At 32.8% G+C, this 24,377-nt stretch carries 24 protein-coding genes; 8 read left to right on the top strand and 16 right to left on the bottom strand.

Annotated features, from left to right (window positions below; all coding sequences use genetic code 11):
- Positions 1-27 precede the first annotated feature (27 nt).
- Entirely contained in the window at positions 28-2,094 is a 2,067-nt protein-coding gene (gene gehC, locus HMPREF2663_RS11665) for a YSIRK domain-containing triacylglycerol lipase GehC (protein ID WP_070846510.1), read from the bottom strand.
- Positions 2,095-2,499: 405 nt separating this feature from the next.
- Between gehC and HMPREF2663_RS11660 the strand changes: the two genes are divergently transcribed.
- On the top strand, positions 2,500-3,285 hold the full coding sequence (locus HMPREF2663_RS11660) for an arylamine N-acetyltransferase family protein (protein ID WP_070846508.1): 786 nt from the start codon (positions 2,500-2,502) through the stop codon (positions 3,283-3,285).
- Between the two features lie 108 nt (positions 3,286-3,393).
- On the opposite strand, the gene hisIE is transcribed toward HMPREF2663_RS11660, so the two are convergent.
- From hisIE to HMPREF2663_RS11615, 9 genes are all read right to left on the bottom strand, one after another.
- Positions 3,394-4,029 (bottom strand): bifunctional phosphoribosyl-AMP cyclohydrolase/phosphoribosyl-ATP diphosphatase HisIE, encoded by a 636-nt coding sequence (gene hisIE / locus HMPREF2663_RS11655; protein ID WP_002446921.1) that lies wholly within the window; start codon positions 4,027-4,029, stop codon positions 3,394-3,396.
- Positions 4,026-4,784, bottom strand: a complete 759-nt coding sequence (gene hisF / locus HMPREF2663_RS11650) for an imidazole glycerol phosphate synthase subunit HisF (protein ID WP_002490899.1) — start codon at positions 4,782-4,784, stop codon at positions 4,026-4,028. The genes hisIE and hisF overlap by 4 nt, the downstream gene beginning before the upstream one ends.
- Positions 4,781-5,485: a 1-(5-phosphoribosyl)-5-((5-phosphoribosylamino)methylideneamino)imidazole-4-carboxamide isomerase gene (gene hisA, locus HMPREF2663_RS11645; RefSeq protein ID WP_070592594.1), complete on the bottom strand. Its 705-nt coding sequence runs from the start codon at positions 5,483-5,485 to the stop codon at positions 4,781-4,783. The genes hisF and hisA overlap by 4 nt, the downstream gene beginning before the upstream one ends.
- Complete coding sequence (gene hisH / locus HMPREF2663_RS11640; RefSeq protein WP_070592596.1) at positions 5,478-6,056, bottom strand: imidazole glycerol phosphate synthase subunit HisH; 579 nt, start codon at positions 6,054-6,056, stop codon at positions 5,478-5,480. Before hisH ends, hisA begins: the two co-directional genes overlap by 8 nt.
- Positions 6,053-6,631, bottom strand: a complete 579-nt coding sequence (gene hisB, locus HMPREF2663_RS11635; RefSeq protein ID WP_002446917.1) for an imidazoleglycerol-phosphate dehydratase HisB — start codon at positions 6,629-6,631, stop codon at positions 6,053-6,055. The genes hisH and hisB overlap by 4 nt, the downstream gene beginning before the upstream one ends.
- Positions 6,632-6,747: 116 nt before the next feature.
- On the bottom strand, positions 6,748-7,992 hold the full coding sequence (gene hisD / locus HMPREF2663_RS11630; RefSeq protein WP_070592598.1) for a histidinol dehydrogenase: 1,245 nt from the start codon (positions 7,990-7,992) through the stop codon (positions 6,748-6,750).
- Entirely contained in the window at positions 7,985-8,599 is a 615-nt protein-coding gene (hisG, locus tag HMPREF2663_RS11625) for an ATP phosphoribosyltransferase (RefSeq protein ID WP_002458067.1), read from the bottom strand. The genes hisD and hisG overlap by 8 nt, the downstream gene beginning before the upstream one ends.
- Positions 8,600-8,623: 24 nt before the next feature.
- Positions 8,624-9,436 (bottom strand): ATP phosphoribosyltransferase regulatory subunit, encoded by an 813-nt coding sequence (locus tag HMPREF2663_RS11620; RefSeq protein ID WP_002487479.1) that lies wholly within the window; start codon positions 9,434-9,436, stop codon positions 8,624-8,626.
- A 236-nt stretch (positions 9,437-9,672) separates the two neighbouring features.
- Positions 9,673-10,089: a carboxymuconolactone decarboxylase family protein gene (locus HMPREF2663_RS11615; RefSeq protein WP_002458069.1), complete on the bottom strand. Its 417-nt coding sequence runs from the start codon at positions 10,087-10,089 to the stop codon at positions 9,673-9,675.
- Positions 10,090-10,191: 102 nt separating this feature from the next.
- On the opposite strand from HMPREF2663_RS11615, the gene HMPREF2663_RS11610 reads away from it, so the two are divergent.
- Both HMPREF2663_RS11610 and HMPREF2663_RS11605 read left to right on the top strand, forming a co-directional pair.
- Positions 10,192-10,602: an Lrp/AsnC family transcriptional regulator gene (locus HMPREF2663_RS11610; RefSeq protein ID WP_001829421.1), complete on the top strand. Its 411-nt coding sequence runs from the start codon at positions 10,192-10,194 to the stop codon at positions 10,600-10,602.
- 162 nt (positions 10,603-10,764) lie between these two features.
- Positions 10,765-11,172 carry a YjdF family protein gene (locus HMPREF2663_RS11605; RefSeq protein ID WP_002446910.1) on the top strand — a complete coding sequence of 136 codons (408 nt, stop codon included), beginning with the start codon at positions 10,765-10,767 and terminating at the stop codon, positions 11,170-11,172.
- Positions 11,173-11,322: 150 nt separating this feature from the next.
- Here HMPREF2663_RS11605 and HMPREF2663_RS11600 read toward each other — a convergent pair whose 3' ends face one another.
- On the bottom strand, positions 11,323-11,841 hold the full coding sequence (locus HMPREF2663_RS11600) for a GNAT family N-acetyltransferase (RefSeq protein ID WP_070846506.1): 519 nt from the start codon (positions 11,839-11,841) through the stop codon (positions 11,323-11,325).
- Positions 11,842-12,161: 320 nt separating this feature from the next.
- Here HMPREF2663_RS11600 and lqo point away from each other — a divergent pair, with 320 nt between their 5' ends.
- Both lqo and HMPREF2663_RS11590 read left to right on the top strand, forming a co-directional pair.
- On the top strand, positions 12,162-13,688 hold the full coding sequence (lqo, locus tag HMPREF2663_RS11595; RefSeq protein ID WP_255296948.1) for an L-lactate dehydrogenase (quinone): 1,527 nt from the start codon (positions 12,162-12,164) through the stop codon (positions 13,686-13,688).
- 1,222 nt (positions 13,689-14,910) lie between these two features.
- The gene (locus tag HMPREF2663_RS11590; protein WP_002446907.1) at positions 14,911-15,426 is read left to right on the top strand and encodes a YceI family protein; all 516 of its coding nucleotides are present in this window, start codon (positions 14,911-14,913) and stop codon (positions 15,424-15,426) included.
- Between the two features lie 261 nt (positions 15,427-15,687).
- Here HMPREF2663_RS11590 and HMPREF2663_RS11585 read toward each other — a convergent pair whose 3' ends face one another.
- Positions 15,688-16,665 carry an SMP-30/gluconolactonase/LRE family protein gene (locus HMPREF2663_RS11585; protein WP_070846503.1) on the bottom strand — a complete coding sequence of 326 codons (978 nt, stop codon included), beginning with the start codon at positions 16,663-16,665 and terminating at the stop codon, positions 15,688-15,690.
- 282 nt (positions 16,666-16,947) lie between these two features.
- Here HMPREF2663_RS11585 and HMPREF2663_RS11580 point away from each other — a divergent pair, with 282 nt between their 5' ends.
- Both HMPREF2663_RS11580 and pcp read left to right on the top strand, forming a co-directional pair.
- Positions 16,948-17,910: an oxygen-dependent tRNA uridine(34) hydroxylase TrhO gene (locus tag HMPREF2663_RS11580; RefSeq protein ID WP_002446905.1), complete on the top strand. Its 963-nt coding sequence runs from the start codon at positions 16,948-16,950 to the stop codon at positions 17,908-17,910.
- Between the two features lie 193 nt (positions 17,911-18,103).
- Positions 18,104-18,742 (top strand): pyroglutamyl-peptidase I, encoded by a 639-nt coding sequence (pcp, locus tag HMPREF2663_RS11575; protein ID WP_002446904.1) that lies wholly within the window; start codon positions 18,104-18,106, stop codon positions 18,740-18,742.
- Positions 18,743-18,774: 32 nt separating this feature from the next.
- Here pcp and HMPREF2663_RS11570 read toward each other — a convergent pair whose 3' ends face one another.
- A complete protein-coding gene (locus HMPREF2663_RS11570) occupies positions 18,775-19,335 on the bottom strand; it encodes a tubby C-terminal domain-like protein (RefSeq protein ID WP_002499736.1) in 561 nt (186 codons plus the stop codon).
- A gap of 180 nt (positions 19,336-19,515) precedes the next feature.
- Here HMPREF2663_RS11570 and HMPREF2663_RS11565 point away from each other — a divergent pair, with 180 nt between their 5' ends.
- The gene (locus HMPREF2663_RS11565) at positions 19,516-21,108 is read left to right on the top strand and encodes a BCCT family transporter (RefSeq protein ID WP_002499737.1); all 1,593 of its coding nucleotides are present in this window, start codon (positions 19,516-19,518) and stop codon (positions 21,106-21,108) included.
- Positions 21,109-21,271: 163 nt separating this feature from the next.
- Here HMPREF2663_RS11565 and HMPREF2663_RS11560 read toward each other — a convergent pair whose 3' ends face one another.
- From HMPREF2663_RS11560 to HMPREF2663_RS11550, 3 genes are all read right to left on the bottom strand, one after another.
- Positions 21,272-21,784: an immunodominant staphylococcal antigen IsaB family protein gene (locus HMPREF2663_RS11560; RefSeq protein ID WP_002446901.1), complete on the bottom strand. Its 513-nt coding sequence runs from the start codon at positions 21,782-21,784 to the stop codon at positions 21,272-21,274.
- 202 nt (positions 21,785-21,986) lie between these two features.
- Complete coding sequence (locus HMPREF2663_RS11555) at positions 21,987-23,264, bottom strand: dihydrolipoamide acetyltransferase family protein (protein ID WP_070846502.1); 1,278 nt, start codon at positions 23,262-23,264, stop codon at positions 21,987-21,989.
- Positions 23,265-23,277: 13 nt separating this feature from the next.
- On the bottom strand, positions 23,278-24,318 hold the full coding sequence (locus HMPREF2663_RS11550) for an alpha-ketoacid dehydrogenase subunit beta (RefSeq protein WP_002475401.1): 1,041 nt from the start codon (positions 24,316-24,318) through the stop codon (positions 23,278-23,280).
- Positions 24,319-24,377 lie beyond the last annotated feature (59 nt).

Here is a 24,377-nt window from a genome sequence, read left to right as displayed (position 1 = left end):
TACGTTAGGTTTATACCCTATATCATTTTATTTATTTGTTGATGTTAATTGTTCACTTTGTACTAAATCATCAGCAAGACCGTGCCAGAACTGTTGTAACTCATCTCTAGTACGTTTAGTATCTGTACTGTCTTGTCCTACAAAGTCCACATGATCCCAGTCATGTTTTGTTGGAGTTACTTGCCATACACCTTTTTGATTTTTATCTGTAGCTTCAACATATTTTTGATTAAATGGATGTTGTGAAGAAATGACTGAAACAAGTCCATCATTTTCTCTCCATTCTTTCTCTTTTGCTTTTCCAATTAAGTTACCAGTAATTGTAAATGGTAAGAACATGTTAAGATCAGCTTTTTGTTTTCCTGCCAATGTTTTATGTGTTGATTCGCCCGTATAAGTTTTATATACAATATTAGGATTTAATGATGTTTTTCGGTTTAAATCTGTTGCGCCATCGCGTGTTAAATCGTGTAAACCACTATCTTCTGATTTCCACAGTTTTGAATTTTGAACACGTTTAACATATTGAATATAAGATTCATTTGGTTTTTGTTTTAATCCCCAATGTTCTAATCCAAAGTCTACACGTGAATCTTTATTACCATACATTTTACCTACGTCATATACAAGTTGGCGTACAATCGCTTCGTTACCTAATAAGTCTGACGCATGTGTACCATTATGTGGTGTACCGAGTGTTGTAATAGATGACACCATATTGTCGTGGCCACCTTGGAATAATGGAGAAATTTCCCCACCATGTTGTTTTTGATATTCAACTTCTTCTGGATTACCATGTCTCAATAACTCTTCTAATTGACGAATTGTTTGACCACCCATACTATGACCAACTAAATGTATTTTTTGACCTGGTTTCCAATCTTTATACACACCTTCATAAGTTTTACCGTAACGTTCATGACCATATTTAGCTGCGTGTGCTGCACCATAGTCAACACGTCCACCTTTGATGTAGTAATATAACTCAACAGCACGGTCATAGTTACTACCAAATGCACTTATACTTGCTTCATAAGCCTCATATCCATTTTCTTCTAAATCTTGGCGAATATTCATTTTATCGCCACCCCAATAATGTGTTAGTACTGATGGGTTAATATTGTCTGTAAATCCATTGAAACCATGTACTAAAATAATTGGATCATTATTTTTATATTGTTTTTGTTTTGCTGATTTATTTGTTTGATCCTCATTTTTTTCACTCACTTGTTGCTTAGACTGTTTATTAGTTGTAGCAACAGCATTACTTTCTAAATTAGCTAGGCCATCTTGAGACCCTTTATCATTTTTAGAAGATTTATCTTTATCTGTAGTTGGATTCGCTTGCTTGTCAACTTTAAGAGGTTCCTCTTTACTATTTAAATTAAATGTTTCAACTTTGTCGTCATCTTTCTTAGCAGTCACTTGTTGAGTGTCGTTATTTACTTCTTTGTTTACCTCTTCTGTTGATTGGCTATCTTTTGATTGATTTTGACCTGTTGCTCGTAGTAGATCAGTATTTTTAGATGATTGTGTATCTTGTTTACTCAAATTCTCTTTTTGAGAGTCTTTTTGTTGGGCAGTTGTATTATCGAGTTGTGAAGGTTTAGTTTTCACATCTTCATTGGACTGTGCTGCATTTGAGTGTAAAGTTTGATTGTTTTCACTAGCATGCTTTTCCAGTTCAACTTGTTCTTGTTGTGGTTTCTCTTCAGAATGATTTTGAACAAATGCTTCATTCTTTTTATTTTGTTCAACTACAGATTCAGATTTATTGTCATTTTGAGAATCTTTTTGTTGCTGAATCAAATCTTCATTTTTTGGTGTTTCGTTATGTAAGTTTTCATTTTCAGTAATAGAATTAACATTACTTTTCTCATTAACATTCTTATTTTGCGTTGATTGTTGTTCACTTAACTTTTCATTTTTATCCCCAATAGATTGTGTTGTGCTATTTTCAACAGTTCCTTTATCCTGTTGTTGCTCAGCAGCCTGAGCTGATCCTCCACCCATAAATAATAATGCTGCAATCAGAATGGATGATGCACCTACGCTAAATTTACGAATACTGTATTTATTTTGTCTTGTCTTCACAATTAGCACCTCTATCTATTTGTTTATTTTAAAATGAAATTTTTGTCGGTAATTTGTTAGATGAAAATATTAATAATCATACGTGGTATAAATCCGAAAATTTTACTAAAAATGGGTTTGATTGCTTCCATAACTATCTCCTTCCCACCAAAGGTAAGCGCTTCCATTTTTGTTCAAAAAAATAAAAATTATAAAAATAATTTTAATAGGTCATAAAAGAATAATTCACTTATCTACTTTGGTTTGATTTGATTAATATATTACATCGATGTTCACAATTTGTCAACAATTACATGCAATTTAATTATTTATCATACTAATATTAAAACTAAAGAAATGATGGTAATCTATATATACTATAAAATAAAAAATATCGATTTATATAAAAATAAAGGATGATTAGTAATGGATATACAAAAGTTTGAATCTTATCTAAAAATTAAGCATTCATATTATTCAAACCCTTCTCTTGAAGCATTGAATTACTATGTAAAACGCTTTATGATAACTGTGCCATTTGAAAATATTAATGTTCAAAACAAAATCCCTATCTCAGTTGATATCAACGATTTATACAATAAAATTGTTATTCAACGGCGTGGCGGATTTTGCTATGAATTAAATCATTTGTTTGCTACGTATTTAGAACATAAAGGCTTCCACGTCACTCGTGCTGCGGCAACAGTTTACACACCAAATGGTGGACGTAGTCCTGAAGGTTCGCATATGTCACTTTACGTTAATATCGAAGGAACACTTTATATTACTGATGTTGGATTTGGTGATTTACCTACAAGTATTATCGAGATAGGTTCTAAAACACAATTCATTCCAACATATGATAAAAATGGAGTTTACCGTGCTGTTTGGATTAATGACAATCAATATGCCTTACAGAAGCTTAGACAAAATAAATGGATGACACTCTATGAAGCACATTTAAAATCTCAAAGCATTAAAGACTTTGAAGATAAAATAAGCTACAATGAGCATCATCCTCATTCTATTTTTGTACGACATTTGCTTATTACACAACCACAATCGTTTGGACGTGCAACAATGACTTATCATTCTTTAACTTTAAGCAATGATAGTACTAAACATAAATATGACGTTACTACCAATAACTACAAATATTTTTTAAAAAAATATTTTAATTTAAACGTATCAATTATCCCATTTGAGCCATAAATAGGATGAATCGTCATTCACTTTCATCCTATTTTTAATCATTGATTTATAAGATTCATGGAATAAATCCCCCATATTAAATTAATTAAAATTCTAAATTATACTACCTTACCATTCTCGAACCTCTTTGCGCTCGCCTTTAAAATTATTTCTTTTTTGATGGCGATGTGCTAGTACCTGTTCTACTTCTGAAAATGGAATATCTAAACTATGTAGTAACACAAAAAGGTGATACATGACATCTGCTGTTTCATTAATAACTTCTTCACGATTATGTTTTATCGCACCTATCACAACTTCAAATGCCTCTTCACCAAATTTCTTGGATATTTTCTCGATGCCTTCCTTTAACAAATATTGAGTGTAAGAGTTAGATTGATTGGCTTTAGCACTTTGATGAATCGTTTGTGCTAAAGCTTGAATTTTAAAGCGTGATGCAATTTCAGTATTAAAACAACTCAGACTTCCAGTGTGACATGTAGGACCTTGTGGCATCACTTTGATTAATATTGTATCTTGATCACAATCTATATGAATACTCTCAACGTGTTGGAAATGACCAGAAGTTTCACCTTTAGTCCACAAACGTTGTTTAGATCTAGAGAAGAAAGTTACTTTCTTTTCTTTCAGAGTTTTTTGATAAGCTTCTTCATTCATATATCCCAACATTAATACGCTATCCGTTTGTGCATGTTGCAAAATTACTGGTACTAATCCTTTAGAAAAGTCTATAGGTTTATTCATCTCACAAGGATACCTCCTTCACGCATTTTATCTTTAATTTCTGCTACTGTAGTTTCTTGATCATGTAAAATACTTGCCGCTAAACCTGCAGAAACATCTGTGTGTTGAAACAGTTCAACAAAATGTTGTGCATTTCCTCCACCCCCAGAGGCGATAATCGGAATATTAACTAATTGTTTAATTTTTGCTAAATGTTCAATATCAAAACCTTGTTTCATTCCATCATGATGCATGCTAGTTATAAGTAATTCCCCGGCACCTAAATGCTCTACTTCTTGTACCCAATCATATACTCTGACATCAGTTAATTTTTTACCACCGTGCGTAGTACAGAAATAATCCTTTCTGTCTTTATCATAAAAGCTATCAATAGCAATACAAATACATTGACGACCAAATTTCTCACTTGCTTGTCGAATTAATTCTGGATGTTTTAAAGCGCTTGAATTGAGTGATACTTTATCTGCTCCGTGATTTAATAGTTGTGTAATATCATCTAAATTTTGAATACCTCCTCCTACTGTTAAAGGGATAAATAATTGTTTTGCCGTTGCTTCTATCACTTCTATCATAAGATCATGTCCTGCTTCCGTCTTCGAAATATCAAGAAAGACTAGTTCATCTGCACCGGCTTCATTATAAAAAAGAGCCAAATCAACTGGATTACCGATATCTCTTAATGACTGGAACTGGATACCCTTTACGACGCGTCCATCTTTAACATCTAAACATGGAATTACTCTTTTTTTAATCAAGATAATCCCTCCCAGAATTCATCCCGATGTGATGCTTTTCCTACAATAGCAGCATGAACATTTAACGATTCTAATCGAAACAAGTCCTCTTGATGTCTAATACCTCCTGAAGCAATCACAGGCAACGATGTATAAAGTGCGAGACGACCTGTCAAATCAAAATTAGGCCCAGAAAGTTTACCATCTTTCGAAATATCGGTATAAATTACACCACCCAAAGGTAAATGCTCAATTTGGGCAACATAATCAAATAAATTGAGTTTGGCATCCTCTTTCCATCCATTAATCTTTATTTTCTCTCCAAAAGCATCTACGGATAAGTAGAGTTTATTGGGAAATTGATGTGTCATATGTGTTAACCACTCTATGTCTTGGATACCTTTTGTACCTACGATACAATAGTCTATTCCTGAATGAATATAATTTTCAATTGTTTGTTTTGAACGAATGCCGCCACCCACTTCTATAGGCTTAGTGGTCAACTTTCGTAAGGAACGAATGTAGTCGAATTCTTTTACTTCTTTTGCTTTAGCCCCAATTAAATCTACAATATGTATACGTTTCACACATTTAAATTGACTATAAAATCGGATACTGTCTTCTACAGATTTTTCCATTTTTTCTTTTGAATCATATTTGCCTTCTGTTAATCGAACACTTGTTGAATTAATCAAATCAATAGCAGGCCATAAATCAATCATTAATAAACCCTCCTTTAAGCGCTTGATTTAGAATCTCTAATCCATACGTTCCACTTTTTTCTGGATGAAACTGGATACCGATATAATTTCGGTATTGAATGACTCCCGGAATCTTCGTACCATAGTCAGCATAAGCCACTACATATTCTGACATTTCTGCTTGATATGAATGAACAAAATACACATCACTTTGCAGTAAAGGATGTGTACTCTTTAATTCATTCCATCCCAAATGAGGAATAGGATGAGATGATTGGATTGGCACTATATTTCCTGGGACAAGTTCCAATCCACTAATGTCACCTTCTGCGCTATGTTGAAAGAGTAATTGCATACCTAAACATATTCCAATTATCGGTTTATCATGTATATTTTTAAGCATATCTTTGATGCTTTTTTCTTCTATAGAATGCATCGCATCTCGAAAATGTCCAACACCTGGAAGTACGATAGCTTCAGCTTTTTGTACATCTTTATCATCACATGTCAAAATCACATCATATCCTAAATGTTGAATCGCTCGAGTGATGTTACTTATGTTTCCCAATCCATAATCAATAATCGCAATCATTCAATTACTCCTTTAGACGATGGAATACGTCCATCTTCATTTTGTGCAAGAGAAATCTTTAATGCTCTTGCAAAAGATTTAAATATTGCTTCAATCTCATGATGTGTATTTCCACCTCTTAATAAGTCAATGTGAACGGTTAATCGCGCATTAATTACTAGTGCTCTAAAAAATTCTTCAACTAGTTCAGTGTCAAAAGTTCCTACCTTTTGAGCGCTCAACTTGCTATTAAATGAGAAATATGGACGACCACTAATGTCCACTACTGTTCGAGCAAGCGCTTCATCCATGGGTACATATGAGCAACCATATCTTGTAAAACTTTGTTGAGTCTTAACTAATTCAAGAAGTAATTGTCCAATAACTATTCCTATATCTTCAGTTATATGATGATCATCAACATACGTATCACCAGTGGCCTCAATAGATAAAGTTAATCCACTATGAAAAGTAAATAGCGTTAACATATGATCCAAAAATCCTACACCAGTATTAATATGAGATTGTGTTCCGTTATTAGCCAGCGAAATATTAAGCTGAGTTTCTTCAGTGTTTCTTTTGATTTGATAGTTCATAACATACGCTCCATTTCTTCACTATTTTTTCCAGTAGAAGAAGCTGTTCTTCTGTAGCAATAGAGTAACGAACATACGCATTCATTTTTATTAACAGATATCGTAATAACCTATCCTTATCGGCGTACGTGAATCGATTTTTCATGATTAAATAAAGATTCTATATGTGCAATATGCTCAGCTGATTCTGCCACTTCGTTAAATGTTTTTTGTGATAAATGAATGACTGAATGTCGTGTCATAAAGTCATTCACAGAAAGCCCATTTGTAAATCTAGCTGTTTGATTAGTAGGAAGTACATGACTTGGACCTGCCACATAGTCCCCAATAACTTCAGGAGAAAAGTGTCCTAAAAAAAGTGCGCCAACATATTTAACTTTATTTATATACATTTCAGGTGCCCGAGTTTGAATAGATGCATGTTCAGGTGCAATCGTGTTCATAATTAAACATGCTTCTTCAGTATCTTGAGCTAATATTAGATAATGATGATTAGTAATACTTTGTGATATGATATCTTGCCGTTCAACATATTGAAGCTTCTCTTGTATTATAGTGTTCAATTGATTAAGTACCTTTTCATTTTCACTAATCACATAAGTACAAGCCATTTCATCATGCTCTGCTTGTGCAAATACGTCATAAGCGATTGCGTCTAAGTCAGCACTTTCGTCTATAATCAAGGCTATTTCTGTCGGTCCTGCGATTTGGTCTATGCCTACTTGACCGAATACAAACTTTTTGGCATAAGCAACATATTGATTTCCTGGACCTACAATTTTGTCAACTTTTTTTATAGTTTCCGTGCCATAAGTTAGTGCTGCAATACTTTGTGCTCCACCGACTTGATAAACATGATGAACGCCTGTAATGTAACAAGCGGCTAACACCTCTTGACATATACCGTTATTTTGAGGTGGGGTAACAACAGTAATCTCATTAACACCTGCTACTTGAGCAAGTGTTGCAGTCATTAATACCGTAGACGGATAGCTAGCCTTACCTCCCGGCACGTAAATACCTACTCGTTCGATAGGATGGTATCGTTCATAACATTCAGTTTGTTGAGATGGTTCCTGTTTCACCTTAATATTTTCTTGATACACTTTAATTCTCTGATAGCTTTGCTCTAATGCATCTCGTGTTTTATTATCTAGCATGTCATATGCATTTTTTAGTTGGCTTTGCTCTAATTCAAGATTCTCAGTTTCCACTTGATCAAATTGTAAATTATAATTTTTTAAAGCTTTATCTCCCTGTAATTTAACTTCTTCACAAATCTGACTCACTATCTCGTACAAAGATTCATCTAGAGATTCAACATTATTAAATTCTTTTAAAAATTGTTGTGCGCTAAGCATAGCTAATAGACACTCCCAACTGCTTGATTAGTCTCTCTATTTCAGATGATTGCTTAAAATATGATTCTTTATTTGTAATTAACTTAGCGTTAATTTCACTGATATACTTTTTCTCAACGAGCCCGTTAGCTGTAAGCGTAGAACCAGTTTGTACAATATCTACAATAGCATCAACCATATCCACTACACATGACAATTCAACTGAACCGTTAAGGTGAATCACTTCTACATCCATACCTTCTTTATTGAAGAATTGAGTAGCTGTATGTACATAGCTCGTTGCTACTTTTTTATAGCAAGATGTTTCTGGTTTTGCCGCCAACGCAAAATGACATTTACCAAATGGCAAATCGAGTAATTTATTAATATTATATTTTTGACCATTCAGAATATCACTTCCCACAATTCCTACATCAGCAATACCTTGTTCTACATAAGTGGGAACATCGCTTCCTTTAACTAAAATCATTTCAATGTTGTCGACTGTAAGCAATAACTGTCGTTGTCTATTTAAAAGTACAGTTGCAATATCTATCTGATTAACTTGTTGTAAATATTCGATAAAACTCTCTAATAAACGACCCTTTGCTAATGCAACTCGTAACATGGCGTTCCACCTCACCTTTTATAATTAAAGTGTTAATCCTAAACCAAAACCTTCTAGTGAACCGTGATAATAACCACCTGTCAAAACGCTATGAGTAGTATTTTTAAGATGACATTTTATAAAAATACCTTTGTAATAAGATCTAGGCGCTTGTGCAGTTACGTCAAGGTGGATTTCAGTAATCCCATGATCAGTAAACCATTGTGCCCAAGATTGAATTGCCCCCATTGCAGGATGTTGCTCAGGTAAATAATGAGATAATATTTTAAGTTGGTTTAATGTGTTCTCTTTAAGAATTTGAATGATGGGATGATTGAAAGTTAGTGTTTGAATAAGCCCTGATAAATTGCGTTCTTCTATCATCTCCATAACTTCTCTAGTTTGATGATTTTTCTCTAAAAGTGCATCAATCAATTGATAGTGACCTAAAATGACAAATTGAATATCATCATGAAGTACGTTTTGAATAAAATATTGGAAATCTAAGAAATTTTGAGTGATTTTATCAAATTGTGGCTCGTAGTTCTCGATGCCGACTTGCTTTATAACTCTGTTATCTCTGATAATATCCCCTGCATAAGCTACTTTTTTAAAATGTGTTGGATAGTTCGAATAATATCTGAATAATTGATCAGTAAAATCATTTCTTAATGCATAGATAGATTTATTTTGTTGCCAAAAGCTTCTTTCATCCATTTGTTGCAAATCCTCGTGAGTCAATCGTCGCCAATCCAATTCTTCAATTAAGTTAAAATCTACAACATTATACTTTTGTTGATGAAAAAACTTTAAAAAACGTAATTCCTTTTCTTTCATTGAAATAATGGTATTGTTCATACTTACGCCACCCCTCCCTCACGCTGCATTCTTTAGTTCGATAATACACTAAAGTAAAAATGTAGTAATACACTAACATGTTACAAGTTATCTGACAAGTATTTTTCTGAAAATTCTTTCTTTTCTAATGAAATATATCTAAGTCTTTAATTATCAATTTTTAATTAAAATAAAAACCTCTTGTGAAGTAAATAATACTTTACAAGAGGCATATATTATTGATCAGTATTAAATTTTTAATTATTGCTAGGTTGTAAATTCATCATGGCACCAAATTCTTGTTGACAGTGGGTAAATGATACGAATGCTAACAATTCTACAATCTCTAAATCAGTCAGTGTCTTTGTTAAAACCTGTATTGTAGATTGTGGAACCTGTCCCTTTTGTGACACATAAACATCAACAAAACCTATGCAAACTAAAGATTTTTCATCGGTAAATTTCTTATTGGGTTTTCCTTTAGATTTGCAGTATAGACAACCACTGTTTTGAGCTAATATTTTCCTGATTTCTTCTTTTAAATCAACAGATAATTGACCCTCATTTTTTAATATATCTTCCAAAGCATTCCATTTTTCTTGAACACTAGGGAGATGTCCGAGAAGTTTGTCAAAAGAAGTATCACCACGATGAGATAAGTTAATTATAGCCATCTAATCACCTCTTATTTATTTTAATTAATCAAACATCAATGATGAATGTTATAATTAAAGTAAATTTATAGTTTACTTATTAATAATAAGGAGATTTTCCCATTGGACCTAACAAATCAAAAAATTCTACACTTACTTGAGCAAAATAGTAAGCTATCGCTTTCTGAAATTGGAAAGGAAGTAAATTTATCTACACCTTCTGTTCGAGAACGAATCTATAAACTTATTGATTCGAAAATCATTGAGCGATATACAATCGATATTAATTACGATGCATTAGGTTTCGATATTAATGTTTTAATAGAAGTAACTATAAAAAATAACCTATATAAAGATTTCAAAGCATTTATTTCAGTTCAAAACAATGTTGATTTTTGCTATAGAATTTCTGGAGATAGTTGTTTTATATTTAAAGCGCATTTTAAAAAGATGAGCGAAGTCGAAACACTCATCAACGAAATCCAGTATTATGGTCATACAAAAACACATTTTATATTTTCAGAAACAAAATAGTATTTTATGATTTATCAATATTGTCGTTTATGTAATACTATATAAAGAAATGTAAAAACACAATTGGGTTGGTAGTCCCAATGCAAATCACTTATATTTGTCAGTAACCTTCCTCCTCAGGTCGTCCATCATTTCAATTTTAAATTGAGGAGGGACTTATCTATGAAATTATCTATTTTTCATGATGGTCAATTTTTTGTAGGTGTCGTTGAATACCAAGAAGGCTGCATTCATAAATATCTAAAAGTTACATTTGGTAATGAACCTAGCGATGAAACAGTGTTACGATTGATAACTTTTAAACTTATTCCTTTATTAAATCAAACACAGGGCAAGAAGAAACCTATTCAAAAGCATAAAAAAATTAATCCAAAACGTTTACAACGTAAAATCGCTAAAGAACAAAAAGAGACCAATTTAACTACATTTGCCCAACAAGCGATTAAAGAAGAACAAGAATTGAATAAGCTAAAAAGTAAAAAGCTTCAGCGATTAGAAAAAGAACGACACAGACAATACAAAAGAATGTTAAAAAGAAAAAAGGCGCATGAAAAGCACAAAGGTCACTAATTTAATTGAGTCTGCCACATATATTAAATGTGCTGCAGACTCTAAACTTTTTCAAATTAATATAGATAACTTAAATCTACCAATTTGAAGTTAATCATTGCTTCATTTTTAATTACTCATAAAAACTACGAATTCATCATGCTTATAGTTTTAGTTATTATCCAACGCTTGTACGTTAAAAAAACAACGATCTCCTTTATTAATTACATCGTCCCAGTTAGCATCATAATTATATCCGAGTCTTTGTGCTAATTTAATAGAATTTGTATTATATTGATTTGTTCGAATTATTTTTGGTGTTATAGTATCATGCTTTTTTAAATGACGAGCAATCTCCTCCATCGACTCAAAAGCTAAACCAACACCAGTATACGATGGAAAGATTCTATAATATGCATTAAGAAACTGTTGTTGATGAATTGTACGATACTCAAATCCTGCTATTCCCATTACTTCTTGATTATCTCTCATCATTAAAATGAAGTAACCAAATTGATATTCATCCCAATGCCTCATCCATCCTTTAATAAAATCTCGGGTTGCTACTTTATTCTGATGAATACCTTTAGGTGTATACTTTGTAGCTACCTTATTTGTATGCAATTGATAAAGTTCATCTGTATAACTCAAATTGGGCTTCACTAGCTTTAATCTATGTGTTTTTAACATCTACATCACCTTTTCCAATAAATTATTCAATTGTAGATAACTTAATATTGTTTACGCACTCTTTTCACTATTGAGAAGAGTATATATTATATTTAGACTTACGTCAGTCTCACCTAAAAATTTCACATAACATCCAATTTTGACAATATAGTTCACCTTATATTTATACTTGTTCACTAGTAAATGTGTCTAATCAATGATCATATTGTGTCCAAAATATTACAAAATGGAATAGGTAGTATTATAAATATGTATTTTTGTTATATGGACTATCGTCTTATAATAGGAATCAGCGCAATAATTTAATTATTTTTGCACGAATTCTTAAACCAAAGAAAGGTGAGCAAAAAATGGCTAATAAAGAGTCAAAAAATGTTGTTATTATTGGCGCTGGTGTCTTAAGTACGACATTTGGTTCTATGATTAAAGAATTAGAACCTAATTGGAACATCAAACTCTATGAACGCTTAGATCGTCCAGGTATTGAAAGTTCTAACGAAAGAAACAATGCCGGTACAGGACATGCGGCGTTATGTGAATTGAACTATACAGTACAACAACCTGATGGTTCAATTGATATAGAAAAAGCCAAAGAAATCAACGAACAATTCGAGATTTCAAAACAATTCTGGGGTCACTTAGTAAAAAGTGGTAACATCAGTAACCCTAGAGATTTCATTAATCCACTTCCTCACATTAGTTTCGTAAGAGGTAAAAATAACGTTAAATTCTTAAAAAACCGTTACGAAGCAATGCGTAACTTCCCTATGTTCGATAACATCGAATATACAGAAGATATCGAAGAAATGAGAAAATGGATGCCATTAATGATGACAGGTCGTACTGGTAACGAAATCATGGCGGCTAGTAAAATCGACGAAGGTACAGATGTTAACTACGGTGAATTGACTCGTAAAATGGCAAAAAGTATTGAAAAACATCCAAATGCTGATGTTCAATACAACCACGAAGTAATTAATTTCAATCGTCGTAAAGACGGTATTTGGGAAGTTAAAGTTAAAAACCGTAATTCTGGAGACGTTGAAACTGTTCTAGCTGATTATGTATTTATCGGTGCAGGCGGTGGCGCTATTCCACTATTACAAAAAACTGGTATCCCAGAAAGTAAACATCTTGGTGGATTCCCTATCAGTGGTCAGTTCTTAATATGTACAAACCCTGATGTCATTAATGAACATGACGTCAAAGTATATGGTAAAGAACCACCAGGCACACCTCCAATGACTGTACCACACTTAGATACACGTTATATCGATGGTGAAAGAACATTATTATTTGGACCATTTGCAAATATTGGCCCTAAATTCTTAAGAAACGGTTCTAACTTAGACTTATTCAAATCAGTTAAACCTTATAACATCACAACATTACTTGCATCTGCAGTTAAAAACTTACCTTTAATCAAATACTCTATCGACCAAGTATTAATGACTAAAGAAGGTTGTATGAACCATCTACGCACGTTCTACCCTGAAGCTCGTGACGAAGATTGGCAATTATACACTGCAGGCAAACGTGTTCAAGTTATCAAAGATACTAAAGAACACGGTAAAGGATTCATTCAATTTGGTACAGAAGTTGTTAACTCTAAAGACCACTCTGTTATCGCATTATTAGGTGAATCACCTGGAGCATCAACTTCAGTATCAGTAGCCCTAGAAGTTTTAGAGAAAAACTTTGCTGAGTATGAAAAAGATTGGACTCCAAAATTACAAAAAATGATTCCATCATATGGTAAATCTCTTATCGATGATGTTAAGTTAATGAGAGCAACTCGTAAACAAACATCTAAAGATTTAGAATTAAATTATTACGAATCTAAATAAAATACTTTCCCTGTAAAATATAAAAATGATGAAGAGAAAATAAATAAATATAAAATATTTCTCCTCTATCCTCAAAACCTTAATTAATATTAAATTAGAGTAAATAAATTTAGAAACAAAATTAACCCCTACCCCTGATACCTCCAACGAAGTCGAGCCAACTTCGTTGGAGGATTTTTTATTTTTTTCTTAGCGACTTAAGTATCTATCACAGTAGATATCTAACAAATCAGCGATACAACAAAATTTATGAATTGTCCATGTTTTAAAACTCAATGAGTTAAAATAACTATTCACACGATTTCTTCTCAATTCACTTTTTATAAACACTGTTTCTATATAAAAAATAAGCTTGTCTCTCTTTTTATAAAAACAAACTCAAATATCATCTCATTATACATTTTTAAAGACGTCGTTTAACCCATGCACTCTTTATATAAATATATCCATTGTACTAAAGGTTATTTAAAATTCCATGTTGCAAGTCATCATAGATACGAGAAAGCCTGTGAGTTGATTTAATTTCAGAATATAATTGAATAGAATCTTCAACAATTTCATCACTCTACTATAAAAAAACACCCGTCCTAAGACGAGTGAAAATAAAAAGAGTTAGAAATAAAAGGAAACTAAACATAAAAAGAACAATATAATAGATGATGGTCAATTGATGTGTTATATGAGGTATTGAAGAATTTTCACTTTGTTTGCACTTCAAATAAAATAGACAGGGACGGATGTGTCCATCTTATATTCATCCAACCATCATCTCTATATCATTCTTAAATCGTAAATATTACGATTTAATGTTATGTTACTTTCTTCTAATTGCAATGTCAAATGAAAATATATGTGTTTAATTATTTTTTGACATATACGTTATCTTACTTCAGTATTAAATGAAATATTCTTAGTTTATACTTCAATAATTCTCTCTATGAGCAACCTCAAATTAACAATCACATGTTCTTTTTTATTTTAAAATAAAATTTTACAACATTTTTTCTGGAGGATAAATTTACTGTTGATTGCAAAATATCATCATTCTTTTATGTATACTTCATTTCTTTTTAACAAATCTAGTATTATAAACACACTAAAAAAGGGGTTAAAAATCCGTAAATTTAATAAGAGCAAAAAAATTGATAAGTCATCTTACTGTATCTAGAATATAAATACAAGAAACATAACTATTGTAATAAAGAGAGAAGGGGTTATAATAATGACAAAATTTAACTTTGATCAAGTTCACAGTGATATTCAGTTTAAAATTAAACATCTTATGGTGTCTCAAGTAAAAGGAACATTTAAACAATTTGATGTTCAATTAGATGGAGATATTAATGATTTAACTTCACTAAAAGCAACAGCTACTATTATTCCAAGTTCAATTGACACTCAAAATGAAGACAGAGACAATCATTTAAGATCAAACGATTTCTTCGGTACAGAAGACAACGATAAAATGACATTTGTAACTAAAGAAATCAACGAAGATCAAGTAGTTGGAGATTTGACAATTAAAGGTGAAACTCATGAAGAGACATTTGACGTTGAATTTAATGGTGTAAGTAAGAATCCAATGAATGGACAACAAGTCACTGGTTTTATCGTTAGTGGAACAATTAACCGCGAAAAATATGGTATTAATTTCAACCAAGCTTTAGAAACTGGTGGCGTGATGTTAGGTAAAAACGTGAAATTTGAAGCATCAGCAGAATTTAGTATCGAGAATTAAACGATTTGTTATAGAAAAATTTCTTAAACTTTTTATCTTTAACAGTAAATTACAACAACACATATAATAAATGCCTGGGACACATTCAATGTCTCAGGCATATTTATTTATGGACAATCGTTTTATTAATAGAAAATACAATGAGTTGTATCAAATTTTCAAATTGAGCTATGCGAGTGAAGAACATAAAGTTTTATTCGACCTTTGTGCTACTTCCTTTATTTATACAAAACAACTTATTCCATACGCTTTTTTAAGAATTTATTGAAATTGATAACTCTCATATCCTTTAGCAAAGCCATTAACTGTATAAAGCATAGCCCCACCTTCTGAATGGTTTTCAATATCATTAGTACAAATTATAAGTTGATTTGTACCAGGTATGAATTGTGGATGTGTTGTACGTAACATCTTCCCATCATCACGTCCCGGCATTAAAATTTGACCTATAGGATAACCTCTCTTATTGAAAACTAATACACGTCCTTGTCCATACATAGCCACATATAAATTATCATCACTATCAATACAACAAGAATCCGGTCCTTCATGACCTGTAAAATAATATGGTACTGTTGCTCCAAATGGTGCAATAGTCACACCATCATCCTCTAATGTGATTCGGTGAAGTCGATTAGTTGTAGTTTCGGTTACCCATAGTACTTTTTCATCCGTACTTAAAGCAATACCATTAGCCACAGAAATATTTTGAATAATTGGCGTAACCTTCTTAAAGTCTGGATCTACATAGTAAACACCGCCCAAAGGTTGTGTAGAATACCCTCTAAAATCAGTGAAATAAAACCCGCCTTTACTGTCAAAAACCATGTCATCAATACAATATTCTGTATTTAAATCAGAAATAATTTCTTCTATTTGTTCACCATTTTCTGTTGTCGCAAATATGCCTCCAGTTGTCTTAAAATCACCTAGATAACAGATAAATAAACGGCCATCTTTATGTACTTTAATCGCTGCCGGATTATCTTTAACAGACTGAAATTCTGTTGTAACCTCCTTGGTCGCAGGATTAACTTTAAAAATATTCCCTTCAAACACGTCTAATAAGAATAACTGACCTTCGCGATTAAAATTAAGTCCTTCTAGTTGTAACCCTTTATCTGAAATTTTCACCCACGGCTCTGCTGTTACCGTTTGTAATTCACTTTCTGACACAATTGGCACTGCACTTTTTGATTTACCAGTATATTTTAATGTTGGTAATTTTTGATTTGCCATCGATTGAATCCCTCTCTTTATTCAGTGACTTTATTCTCATTTTATAAAAATTTATATTAAATGTCATTATAGCTACACAACTACACTTTTATTCATATATGAAAACAATCACATCTTATATCGGTCAAATGACGGATTTATAGACTACCTTATTGAAAGTAATTCTCATTTTGATACAATATTAAAATGTCTAATTTTTAAACTTCAATCACTATCAATTTTTTTATATAACTTCAAATACTTTTAAATTAACTAAAATTGACTAAAGAGGAGCACAGATTTATGGATTATAGAGTACTACTTTATTATAAATATGTAACTATAGATGACCCTGAAACTTTTGCAGCCGAACATTTGAAATTTTGTAAGGAACATCATTTAAAAGGAAGAATACTAGTTTCAACGGAAGGCATTAATGGAACATTATCTGGAACTAAAGAAGATACTGATAAATATATAGACCATATGCATGCAGATAGTCGTTTTGCTGATTTAACTTTTAAAATTGATGAAGCTGAAAGTCATGCGTTTAAAAAGATGCACGTGCGTCCAAGACGTGAAATTGTTGCACTCGACTTAGAAGAAGATATTAATCCACGTGAAATTACCGGTAAATACTATTCTCCTAAAGAATTTAAAGCCGCACTAGAAGATGAAAATACTGTTATATTAGATGCTCGAAATGATTATGAATACGATTTAGGACATTTTCGCGGAGCTATTCGTCCTGATATAACACGATTCCGTGACTTACCTGAATGGGTGCGTAATAATAAAGAACAACTCGACGGAAAAAATATTGTCACATATTGTACAGGTGGCATTCGTTGTGAAAAATTTTCTGGTTGGTTAGTAAAAGAAGGATTTGAAAACGTAGGTCAGTTGCATGGTGGTATTGCTACATACGGTAAAGACCCTGAAACTAAAGGGCAATATTGGGATGGTAAGATGTATGTATTTGATGAACGTATAAGTGTCGATGTGAATCAAATTGATAAAACAGTCATCGGCAAAGAGCATTTTGATGGTACACCTTGTGAACGTTATATTAATTGTGCAAACCCTGAATGTAATAAACAAATTCTTGTTTCTGAAGAAAATGAAGAAAAATATTTAGGTGCATGTTCGTATGATTGCGCAAAACATGAGCGCAATCGCTACGTTGCCCGTCATCATATTAGCAATGAAGAATGGCAACGTCGTTTAAACAATTTCAAAGATGTGCCTGAACACACACATGCATAATTCAAACACGCCTTTATTGTGAGTTTAACATTTCACATATAAAGGCGTATTTTATATGATTTAAATATCTATAATAACTTTTAACCCTGTTTTTTGACATAAAGAATACGTAAAATGGCAAATATTGATATCATTTATGTCACTGATAGTTTTAAAATAAATAACATAATAAGTCTGCTTAAGGAGTGTCTGCATGGAAATATTAGTCACAGCATTTGAACCATTTGGAGATGAAAAAATTAATTCTGCACTTGAGGCTGTTAGCCATCTGGAAACTAAAATTGGTTGTCATAAAATTGATCGATTGATACTTCCTACAGTATTTCATGACTCTGCGAATGTGATTGCTAAAGTGTTAAAATCTAAAAATTATGATGTTGCTCTAGCTATCGGACAAGCAGGTGGTCGTAGTGAAATCACTCCTGAGCGTGTAGGTATAAATATAGATGACGCACGTATTAAAGATAATCAAGGACACCAACCTATTGATCAAGTTATACGTCACGATGGCGCACCCGCTTATTTTTCTAATTTACCTATCAAAAGAATGACAATGGCAATTCAAAAGGCTGGTCTCCCTAGCAGACTATCTAATTCCGCTGGAACATTTGTATGTAATCATATCTTATATCAACTTGGATATATGGCAGACCATTTTTACCCTGACTTATTATTTGGATTTATACACGTGCCTTTGATTCCTGAGCAAACAATTAATCATTCTCAACAACCTTCATTGTCCGTTGAAGATATCGTAAAAGGATTAACTGAAGCAATCAAAGCTATCGACTTCGTTGAAGATAACAAGATTGCATTAGGAGAAATCCAATAGTCTCTTAGTTCACTAATCATTCTGTATGTACTTTAAACAGGTGGCCCTGGGAACATCAAGCTCGTTTGACGTTTGCTCACATATGTATTAGCAAAAGCGTGCATGATAAGAATATAGAGTAATTGATGTTCTTTAAACACCCTATCATTCCCTTCTGCATAAGCATAATCACCAATTTGTTTCCAACTCGCAATTTGTGTATCTCGCTTTATATCTTTGATAGTAGTATGATGTTTCTCATTAGCATGAATATTTAATATTATACCGTCAATTTTTAATATTCCATACGTCTCCTCATAACCATTACTTTGCTTATCAAATAACGCTTCACACTGCCTACCTTTTGAATCACGATATTCTACTTTAAAATGTTTTTTCTCCATATATCGCGATACCTTAATATAAGCTACACTATTATTATTCACATCACATATCTCATATTGATTTAATTTTAAACCTAAGGTCAAATAACCAATACATTTTTGAATAAAATTTTTATACACTTTCGATATCATACCAACAGGTTGCTGAGCATCATTTTTTATAATTGAAGTCTGCGTTGAGAATCGATTTCTTTTTAAATATTTATACATTTTGTCACCCATCTCTCTAATATCATACTTTTATCATATACAACAGACTTCTCTAAATCAAAATCTCTTTTTTATCAAATCATTTTAAATACAAAAAGTATTTTTGAAAATATTTCCAATTATCTGTATACTTTAAACAAATACTTTGCAAGTTAAAAAGGGATGAATAAAAATATTAAAATGAAAAACAAACGAAAAATAAACAATACGCTTGTTTATACTATCTCTGTTTTAATTATTGTTGTTATTACACTTATTGCGGGTATCTTTCCTAAAGCATTTGGGATGTATGCGCAAAGCATTTACGATTGGATTACAAATTGGTTTGGTTGGCTATTCCTTATCATTGTCTTTGTTTTGGATGTATTTTTAATATTCTTAGCTTTTTCTAGATATGGGCGCTTTAAACTTGGTTCGGATGAAGAAGAACCAGAATTTTCCATGCTATCTTGGATTGGCATGTTATTTTCAGCAGGCCTTGGCGTTGGTATAGTCTTTTGGGGTGTTGCCGAACCTTTAACGCATTATCTCCATTCACCCTTCCCAGGAAAAATTGCAGATCACTCTGAAGAATCAGCACGTGTCGCGATGGGATATACATTTTTCCATTGGGGGATTTCACAATGGTCAATTTTTGCAATTTCAGGATTAATCGTTGCATACTTTCAATTTAGAAAACAACGTAACGGGCTTATTTCAACAGCTATGGAGCCCGTTTTTGGTGAAGCTTATAAACGTCCATTCAGGAATATTATTGATATATTAGCAATTATTGCAACCGTAATGGGAATTGCTACATCCATTGGTCTGGGGATTATGCAAATTGGTGGTGGATTAAACCATCTTTTTGATGTTCCTAATAATAATTCCACTAAAATCTTAATTACTATTTTGATGGTAGCCATATTTTTAGGCTCTTCATTAACTGGCTTAAATCACGGTGTAAAATGGTTAAGCAATTTTAATATCATATTAGGCGCGGTTTTACTCATATTTATTTTGGTTTTCGGTGATTTGAAGTTTATTCTTGAATCATACACACTAGCAATTTCTGATTATTTGCAGCATTTTATAGAATATAGTTTACGCGTAAATCCATACTCAGGAGATGATAGTTGGATTCAACAGTGGACTGTTTTCTATTGGGCTTGGGTAATTTCGTGGTCACCTTTTATTGGTGGCTTTGTAGCAAGAGTATCTCGAGGACGTACAATTAGAGAATTTGTCGTAGGTGTACTCATTATCCCTCCTCTAATTTCGTTTACATGGATTGCAGGTTTTGGCGGTACAGCTATTAAGCTTGCTTTAAATCATAACGACAAGCTTGTTCATATTGTCGATAAAGATTATACTGTTGCCTTGTTTGAATTATTATCACATTTTCCATTGTCGGAAGTCACTAGTTCCTTAGCCATTGTACTTATTTTCATCTTTATTGTAACAAGTGCTGATTCAACTACGCATATTGTTGCAGGTATGGCTACAGGTGGTGCTATCAATCCATCTTTAAAACATAAAGTCTTATGGGGTCTACTTATTGGGGCGATTTCAGTTGCTATGACAATTGCAGGTGGTCTTAAAAGTTTACAAACTGCATCAGTCATTACTGGTCTACCATTCTCTATCATTTTATTACTAATGATATTCTCACTCATGAGGGCTTTAAAAAGAGAACCCATCCATCATTTTAAAATGACATCAATTGATGATGAAAAAGATTACTCTATTTCATTAGAAGAGCGTGAAAAACAGGATGAACAAGAAAATCAGTAAAGCAGCTTTAATTGAGTAGCGCTATTATTCACTTTCTTTATTATTCTTTTGAACTATGACACAACGGGAGCGGGACAGAATTCATATTGAATTCGTTGTCCCACTCCCGTTTATCTATGTTTTAAAATAATATTCTCTTTTTTAATTTGCTATATATAATCATTTATGACAATGTAGCACTTGTAACATACCCATCTTTAACGTGAAAAACGATGTTTCCTTTTCCAACTTGATAACCGTACAAGCCATCTGTCTTACTTGTTTTGTTTTTAGATAATGGCGGCTGATAATTATAATTTTTTCCATACTTTTGTTTAATTTGATCTAAAGTAACAGTTCTGGAAGCAATTTTAAATTGTACGTTGTTTGCTTTATTTCCGTTAATTTGTTGAAATGTCTGATCGTATATTTTTTTAGTAGCAGTCTTAGATTCATATTTTTGATTTACCTTAATACCATTAAATGTAACGTTTCCAGCTTTTAAACCTTGATAAAATGAATTGCTAAGTACAAAGTCGCCACCCGATGCAGTATAACCATTATATTTATACCAGTAACTGTGTGCTGTTTGTGCCTTTGCTTCATTAGATACACCATTATGCTCTGTTACATTTAAACCTAAAATTGCACCTAAAGTAATACCACTTACGACAAATGCTTTTGCAAACCCTTTCATAATGTATCACACTCCTAATATAAAATAATAATGTATTGCTACACTCAACATATAATATTTCATTAAATATTACAACTATCTATTAATAGGTAAAAAATCTCTTAATGATTTTTATCAGTGCTCTATCAATCTTTATTTTGAAATTAAATGAAAGCGGGCTAACAAAATTGTTCAATGTTGTTAGCCCATTCATTGTCACTACCTATAACATCAATAAATAAGGGTTTTCGATATATTTAGCTAGTACTTTAAGAAAATCGGCCGCACCTGCACCATCTAAAATTTGATGATCAAATGTCAGACTTAAAGGAATTTTTGAAACTTGTTTAATGTTATCCGCTTCTAGCACGACTTCTTTAGTTAAAGCACCAACGCCTAGAATACCTGTTTCACCTAAATTTAAAATTGGTGTAAAGTATTCTATACCACTAGCACCCATATTAGTGATTGTAAATGTTGCTCCCTCTAATTGCACTGCTCCTGTGTTTCCTTCACGAATAGCTTCAGCCGATGATTTAATTTCATGGGCTAAAGTACCAATACTTTTTGTATCTGCATGATTAATCACTGGCACCATAAGGCCTTCGTCTAGAGACGTTGCGATTCCTAAATGGACATCTTCATACTCAGTTAATTCGCCTTGTTCATAACGTGCATTCATTGCTCCATATTCTTTAAGTGCAAGGACTACTGCTTTAGCTAATAATGCAGTAACAGTTAATTTAACATCTTGATCTGCTTGTTTAAGTTCCGTAGCTAATCTGTCTTTGAAATCTAGCAAGCGATCCGCATCAACCTTACGATGTAATGTTAATTGAGCAGTATTATTAAGACTTTGTCTCATATTTTGAGCAATACGTTGACGCATAGGATTCAATCCTTCACCAATCGCACTTGTATCCACAGTCTGTGTTGGAACACAACTTGTATCTTCATTAGATGTCGTATCACTAGCATAGTCGTATCCATTTGCTTCAACACGTTGAATATCTAGTTTTGTAATACGATGATTACCGCCCGTGCCTTTTATCTTGTTAATGTCTAATCCTTTATCCTCAGCCATATTACGTGCGAGCGGTGAGATAAAGATTCTTTCTCGTGATGCGCTTTTAGGCGAATTATCTTCATTATCGGAAGATTGTTGTGATGTATCTTTAACTTCTTGCGTTTCTTTTTCATGCTCGTTGTCTTCTTTTACTTTTTCTGATGCTAAATCATCTTCATCTTTATCAATAGCTTCCCCTTCTTCTCCAATTACACCTAATACCGCTTTAACTTCTGCATCTTCTCCGGCTTGCACTTTAATTTCTAACAATGTCCCACTCGCCGGCGCTTCAACATCGTTGGTTAATTTTTCAGAGCTTATTGTAACAATACTCTCTCCTTGTTTTACGGTGTCACCCTCTGATTTAAACCACTCTTCAACTGTTCCCTCTTTCATTGTCATTCCAAGCTTTGGCATAATAATATTTTCACTCATTGTGATACACCTCCTATGCGTTAGCCTTTTTTAAATCATCAATTAATTCAGATGCAATATTTAATACCTTATCAGCATTCGGCATATATGCCGCCTCTAAATTCGCTGCAAATGGTACAGGAGTGTCTGGTGCAGTCACTTTCTTAATTGGACCATCTAAGTAATCAAATCCTACATCTCCAATCACTGAAGCAACATCTCCAGCAATGTTACACTGTGGATTAGATTCGTCAATAACAATTAGGCGACCCGTTTTCTTCACAGAATCTAAAACTGTTTCTTGATCCCATGGTGACACTGAGCGTAAATCGATGACCTCAACTGATACTTGATCTTCTGCAAGTTTTTCAGCAGTTTCTTCCGCTACAGCTACCATTTTGCCAATAGCCACAATTGTTAAATCGTCACCTTCACGCGTCACATTGGCTTTACCAATTTCTATAGTATAAGGTTCTTCAGGAACATTACCTTTTTGTCCTAATAATGTTTTATCTTCTGAAAAGACAACAAGATTGTCCTCTTGAATAGCTGACATCAATAGACCTTTCGCATCATATGGATTAGATGGAACAACAACTTTAACTCCTGGAATTGCTGCAAACATATTATATAAAGACTGAGAGTGCTGTGCAGCAGCGCTTGCCCCTGCTCCATGAACAGTACGTACAACTAGTGGGATTTTGGCTTTTCCACCAAACATATATCTCATTTTTGCACCTTGATTTAAAATGGGATCTAAACCAAATCCGATAAAGTCGTTGAACATGAGTTCAGCAATTGGACGTAGCCCCGTCGCAGCAGCTCCTACTGCCGTGCTCAATGTAATGTGCTCAGCAATCGGTGTATCGATTACACGTTTACGACTATATTTTTTTGCGAGTCCTTTTGTAACACCAAATACACCACCGAATGTATCATCATCTTTGATGTGGTCTACCTTTGCACCACCTGAGACATCAGTACCAATTAAAATGACATCCTCATCTTTTTCCATAGATTGGTCAATGGCTTCATTAATAGCACCCATAAATGTTAACTTGCGTTCTTCACTCATCGTAAAAACCTCCTTATGTGGTTAGGTCATTTGTTCTTATATCTTTTAATAAATATTCC

Origin of the sequence: Staphylococcus sp. HMSC077D08 (assembly GCF_001837945.1) — a bacterium.
GTDB classification, from domain to species: Bacteria; Bacillota; Bacilli; order Staphylococcales; family Staphylococcaceae; genus Staphylococcus; species Staphylococcus epidermidis.
This window is presented reverse-complemented; position numbering and strand designations above follow the sequence as displayed.